Raw genomic sequence first — 5,593 nt, forward strand, 5'->3', positions numbered from 1 at the left:
ACCCCCCCGACCCCGGCGACCACGCCGGCCAACCCCGCGCCGTGCGGCTGGGTGCTGCTCGCCCACGACGAGGTGGGGCTGCTGCACCGGCTGCGCGGCACGGTCGCGGGCTCCGCGGGCCTCGTCCTGCTGCGGATGGGCCCCGGCGCCGCGCTGCCCCGCGCCGCCCAGGTGGGCGTCGGGGTGCAGCCGGCCGGGCCCGGCCCCACGGACGTGCGGTGGTTCTCCGGGCTCGGCGCGGCGGACGTCGACGTCCTCCTGGGCTGGCTGGGCGCGCCCGGCGCCGACCTGACGACGCCCCCGCCCACCCTCCGCGCCCGGGTCACCGCGGTGCTGCGGCACCGGATCGCGACGCAGCCCGCGGCGCGGTGACCCGGGGCGTCAGCGCCCCGCGTAGCGGCGGCGGAACTTCTCCACGCGACCCTCGCTGTCCAGGACGCGGGCGGTGCCGGTCCAGAACGGGTGGCTCGCGGCGGACACGTCCACGTCGACGACGGGCAGCGTCCGGCCGTCCTCCCACTCGATCGTCGCCAGGCCGGGGCGCCCGGCCAGGGTGGACTGCGAGACGAACGCGGCGCCGGCGGCCTTGTCGCGGAACACGACGGGGCCGTAGGCGGGGTGCAGGTCGGGCTTCACGGCGGTCTCTTCGATAGTGGTTGTCGTTATCGAAGAGTACGACGCCGCCGGGCTCCCGGTCGCGCGGGCGGTGACGTCAGTGCGCCGCGGGCTCGGCCGCGTGCTCCTCCGTGGCGTGCTCCTCCGTGGCGTGCTCCTCCGCCGCGGGGGCGACCGTCGCGGCGGCGGGCACGGCGGCGGGTGCGGGCTCGGCCGCGGGGGCGTGCTCGTCGGTCGCGTGCTCGTCGGTCGCGTGCTCGTCCGTCGCGTGCTCGTCCGTCGCGTGCTCGGCGACGCCCGTCGAGGCGCCGGTCCCGGCCTCCTCGGCGGCGCGCGCCGAGGACAGGGCCAGGCCGAACAGGACGAGGAAGCTCGCGAGGGTCACGACGGCCACGGCCCCGCCGACCCAGCTGACGGCCCCGTCGAGCACGGCGCGCTGGCGGATCGTGTGGGCGAGGAAGGACCCGAGCAGGCCCAGGGGGACGAGGAACGCGCAGCGCGTGGGGTGGTCCGCGTAGTGCGCGACGCCGCCGGTCAGCATGCCGACGCTGACCCCCAGCAGGAGCGCGGACCCGAGGACGCGCAGCAGCGAGGGGCGGTGCAGCGCGGGCGGGGCCAGCCGGACCTCGGTCACGTAGGCCGAGGCCACGACGAGGAGGAGGCCGACGCCGAGCAGGACGCCGAAGCGCAGCGGCCCGGGCGGGAAGTGCGCGACGCCGATCGCGATGAGGCCGACGCCCAGCAGCGCGCCGACGCGGCCGAGGTAGGCGCCGAGCAGGCGGGTGCCGCGGTCGGGGGCGGGGCCCGCGTGGGCGGCGTCGTCGCCCCCCAGGTCGGGGCTGGAGTCGAGGGCCTTCTGCTTGTAGGTCGCGGCCTCGACGGCCGCGGTCTGCGCGGCCACCTCGGCGGCGGTCGCGGCCTGCTTGAGCGCGGCCGCCTCCGCGGCGGCCTCCATGGCCGCGGCGTCCGCCAGGGCCGCCGCCTCGGCGTTGGCCCGCGCGGCTGCGGCCCGCGCGGCCGCGGCTCGTGCGGCGGTGCTCTCGCCCGCCGGCGCGTCCGTCTGGCTGCTCATGGCTCTCCTCGGCTCCTGCGCGGCGCCCCGCGAGGCGTCGTCCCCGCGCGACGACCGCGCGCTCTCCCTGGTGTGTCGGTCGCCGGGCCCGCGCGCTTGACGGTGATCGGCGCGCGACCGCTCAGGCGGGGCGCGCGCCGTCCGGCGCAGCGGCCGGGAGCTCGTAGAAGACGCTGCCCGACGGCCCCGCGGTGTCGTCGGCGACCAGCCGGGCCCCCAGGCCCTCCCAGAACGCCACGGCGCCGGGGGAGCGCCGGTAGGCGTGCAGGGCCGTCCGCTCGTAGCGGCCGTCCGCGGCGGCACGCGCGCACACGGCCGCGACGAGGGCGCGGGCGGTGCCCCGGCGCCGGGCGTCGGGCCGCACGCAGACCCGGACCAGCTGCGCGGTCCGCCCGTCGGCGTAGCGCTCGACGAGGTGGCCGGGCGCCAGCCCGGGCCGCAGGCGCCCCTCGCGCAGGCCGGCCGTGGCCACGACCCGGCCGCCGACGTCGAGGGCGACGAGGAGGAAGGCCTCCGCCGTGCCGGGGTAGTGCCGCGCGGGGTCGTCGACGTCGGCGTGCAGGACCGGGTCGTGCGGGACGCCGAAGTCCTCCGCGACGCAGCGGCGCAGGACCTCGCGCGCGCCCGCCACGGTCGCCGGGGAGAGCGGCGCGACGGACCACGCGGCGTGCCCGGTCACGGGCGCCTCACCGCCCCGCCGGCCGCGACCGGGTGCCGCCCGGCCTCCCGGGCCGCGCGCGGCCGGGACCGGCGCGGTGCGGCGAGCGTCGACGCGCTCACGGCCAGCACCGACAGCGCGACCAGCGACGCCGCCGGGGCCAGCACCACCCACGGCGCGCGCTCGACGTAGGGCATGCCCTCGGCCAGCACGAGGCCCCAGTCGGGCGTCGGCGGCTGCGGCCCCAGCCCGAGGAAGCCGAGGCCCGCGAGGGCGAGCGCGATGCCGGGCAGGCGCAGGAAGGCGTTGCGCAGCACCGGACCCGCGACCATCGGCAGGACGTGCAGGAGCAGGGCCCGCACGGGGCCGACCCCCAGGACCGGCAGCACCCGGACGTGCGGCTGCGCCCGCGCCTCCGCGACGAGGGCCGCCGTGTGCGAGGCGAGCGGGGCCCAGCTGACCAGCAGGACGGCGACGGCCGCGCCCGTGGCCGACGGCCCGGTGACGGCGGTGACGAGGAGCCCGGCGATCACGGGCGGCGCGGCGTTGGCGACCTCGACGGGGCCCGCGGTGACGTCCGGCAGCAGCCCGGCCGCGAGCCCGACGACGAAGCTCGCGAGGCAGACCAGCAGCGCCGTGGCGATGGTGGTGCCGGCGCCCTGGCCGAGCCGCGCCAGGAGGTCGCGCCCCGAGGCGTCGGCGCCGAGCAGCAGCCCGGCGCCGGGGGGCGAGAGCCGCCCGCGCTCGGCGCCGTAGGGGTCGCCCGCGAGCCCACCCGCGACGAGGAGCACCAGCAGCACGACCGCGGTCAGCGGGACCAGCCGGTCGCGCCGGCGCACGGCGTGCCCCGAGGAGGGGATCACGAGACCGCCCGCGCGGACGGCCCGCCCCAGCAGCAGGCGCCGCACGGCGTCGGTGAGGACCCCGAGCAGCGCCCCGAGCCCGACGAGCAGGAGCATCCCGGCCTGCAGGACCGGCAGGTCCTGCGTCTGGGCCGCCCCGAGCGTGGCGCGCCCGAGGCCCGGGATCGCGAACACGCGCTCGACGGCGACGGCCCCGCCGACCAGCCCGACCACGACCAGACCGACCTGCGGCAGGACGGGCGGGACCGCGCGCAGCAGCACGCCGTGCGCGACGGCCCGGCGCGGCGCCCCGGCCGCCGTCCACGTCGCGACCCACGCCTCGGCACCGCTGGTGGCCACCGCGTCGGCGACGAGCCGGCCCACGAGACCGCCTGCGGGCAGGCCCATCGCGAGGGCCGGGAGGACCGCGCTGGCCGGGCCCGTCCAGCCGTACGGCGGCAGCAGGCCCCACCACACGGCGACGACGACGAGCAGCGTGGTCGCCAGCAGGAACTCGGGCAGCGCGGTCAGCGAGGCCGCGACCACCCCGGTCGTGCGCCGCGGCGCGCCGCGCAGCACCGCGGCCAGGGCCGGGGCGACGACGAGGACCGCGACCGCGAGCGCCACCGCGAGGGAGAACGCGGTCAGCGTGACGGAGACGCCCAGGGCGGACAGGGCCCCGGGCAACACCGGCGCGCCGCTGACCCACGACGTCCCGGCGTCGCCGCGGACGACACCGGCGGCCCAGCGGCCGAGCAGCCGGACCGGGCCGTCGGCGAGGCCGAGCTGCTCCCGGACCGCCGCGAGGGCCTCGGGGGTGGCCTCCTGCTCCGCGGACCGGCCGCGCAGGACCGTCAGCGCCGGGTCGCGCCCGGACAGCCAGGGCAGCAGACCGACGAGGACGACGACCCCCAGCAGGGTCAGGCCGCGGGAGGCGGAGCGCACGAGGGTGCTCCAGCGCACGGCGGGCCTCAGCGCGGGGCCGTGCGGGCCGTGATCAGCTCCCGCTCGCGGGGGTCGCGTGCCACCCCGGTGACGTCGCCCGACTCCCCCTGCACCACGCGCTCGTGGAGCATGGGGATCGCGGCGTCGGACTCCAGCACGAGGCGCTCCGCCGCCAGCACGGCGGCCCGCCGGTCCTCGCCGGTCGGGGTGGCCGCGGCGCGCTGCAGGGCCGCGTCGATCGCCGGGTCGCACAGCTGGGAGATGTTGAAGGAGCCCTCGCACGCGAAGTCGGAGTACAGGTAGGCCACGGGGTCGCCCGAGTCCAGCACGGTCGCGCGGGACAGCACGAAGGCGTCGAAGGTGCCGGCGAGGGCGTCCGCCTCGATCTGGGCGTACTCGCGGACCTCCTGGCGCACGTCGAAGCCGGCGGCCTCGAGCTGCTGCTCCAGCTGGACCGCGACCTCGGGCAGCTCGGCCCGGTCGGTGAAGGTGGCCAGCACGATCGGCGTCCCCGCGGGCTTCCCCGCGGGCGTCTCGGTGCGCGAGGGCCGGCCCGCGGCGGCCCAGGGCAGGGCGGGGCCGAGCAGCCCCTGCGCGACGTCGGCGCGACCCTCGTAGACGCCGTCGACGATCCGCTCGCGGTCCACGGCGTCGCGGGCGGCCGCGCGCAGCGCCGGGTCGCTGAACGGCCCCCGCGCGGTGTTCAGGTACAGCGTGTTCGTCCGCGGCATGGGGACCTCGAACACCTGCGCCGGGTCGAGCAGCCCGGCCTGGGAGACCGGCACCGCCTCGACGACGTCGGCGGTGCCGGTGCGCAGCGCCGCGGCGCGGGCCGTGCCGTCGGGCACGAAGTCGACGTCCACCCCCGCGACCCGGGCCGGCGACCCCCAGTAGCCGTCGAAGCGGTCGAGGGTGGCCCCCGACGTGCCGTCGACCCCGACGAGCTCGAAGGGCCCGGTGCCGTGGCCGACCGGGTCGACGACGCCGTCGGGCCGGTACGCCGCGGCGGCCAGGACGGACAGCTGCGGGCTGGACAGCCGCTGCGGCACCAGCGGGTCCGCGACGGCGGTGCGCACGAGGACGGCGTCGGGCGCGCCCGGGTCGACCTCGGCGGTCAGGTCGACGCCGTCGAGGATGCGCGGCTGGGGGCTCGCGCGCGTCGCGGCCGTGAGCGCCGCGGCGACCTGGCCGGCCGTCAGCGCGGTGCCGTCGTGGAACCGCACGCCGCCGCGCACCGCGAACCGCCACGTCGTCGGGTCGAGCTGCTCCCAGGCGGTCGCGAGCCCCGGGCGGGCGTCGCCGGCCTCGTCCAGGACGACCAGCGTCTCGGCGGTCGACCAGCGCGAGAGCTTGAAGGCGTCGTCGCTGAAGGGCGTGAGGCCGGAGCGGGGCGGCAGCAGCATCGCGACGCTGACGCGGTCCGCGGACCCGCCGGCGGCGGGGCGGCCCGCCTCCGGCGGG

General features: G+C 79.4%; 6 protein-coding genes. 1 reads left to right on the plus strand and 5 read right to left on the minus strand.

What is annotated here, in order from left to right; genetic code table 11:
• Positions 1–372 (plus strand): hypothetical protein (locus GTR02_RS19200; protein WP_166609091.1); only part of this gene is annotated, 372 nt, incomplete at its 5' end.
• Between the two features lie 9 nt (positions 373–381).
• Here GTR02_RS19200 and GTR02_RS19205 read toward each other — a convergent pair.
• The 5 genes from GTR02_RS19205 to GTR02_RS19225 all read right to left on the minus strand — a co-directional run.
• The gene (locus GTR02_RS19205; RefSeq protein WP_166609092.1) at positions 382–636 is read right to left on the minus strand and encodes a type B 50S ribosomal protein L31; all 255 of its coding nucleotides are present in this window, start codon (positions 634–636) and stop codon (positions 382–384) included.
• Between the two features lie 76 nt (positions 637–712).
• Positions 713–1,687 carry a hypothetical protein gene (locus tag GTR02_RS19210; RefSeq protein WP_166609093.1) on the minus strand — a complete coding sequence of 325 codons (975 nt, stop codon included), beginning with the start codon at positions 1,685–1,687 and terminating at the stop codon, positions 713–715.
• Between the two features lie 121 nt (positions 1,688–1,808).
• Positions 1,809–2,366, minus strand: a complete 558-nt coding sequence (locus GTR02_RS19215; protein ID WP_166609094.1) for a GNAT family N-acetyltransferase — start codon at positions 2,364–2,366, stop codon at positions 1,809–1,811.
• Positions 2,363–4,150, minus strand: coding sequence for an ABC transporter permease subunit (locus tag GTR02_RS19220; protein ID WP_205709629.1), 1,788 nt, complete (start codon positions 4,148–4,150; stop codon positions 2,363–2,365). The genes GTR02_RS19215 and GTR02_RS19220 overlap by 4 nt, the downstream gene beginning before the upstream one ends.
• Before the next feature lie 8 nt (positions 4,151–4,158).
• Positions 4,159–5,593 (minus strand): ABC transporter substrate-binding protein (locus GTR02_RS19225; protein ID WP_166609095.1); only part of this gene is annotated, 1,435 nt, incomplete at its 5' end.

This window comes from Kineococcus siccus, assembly GCF_009906795.1.
GTDB lineage: Bacteria > Actinomycetota > Actinomycetes > Actinomycetales > Kineococcaceae > Kineococcus > Kineococcus siccus.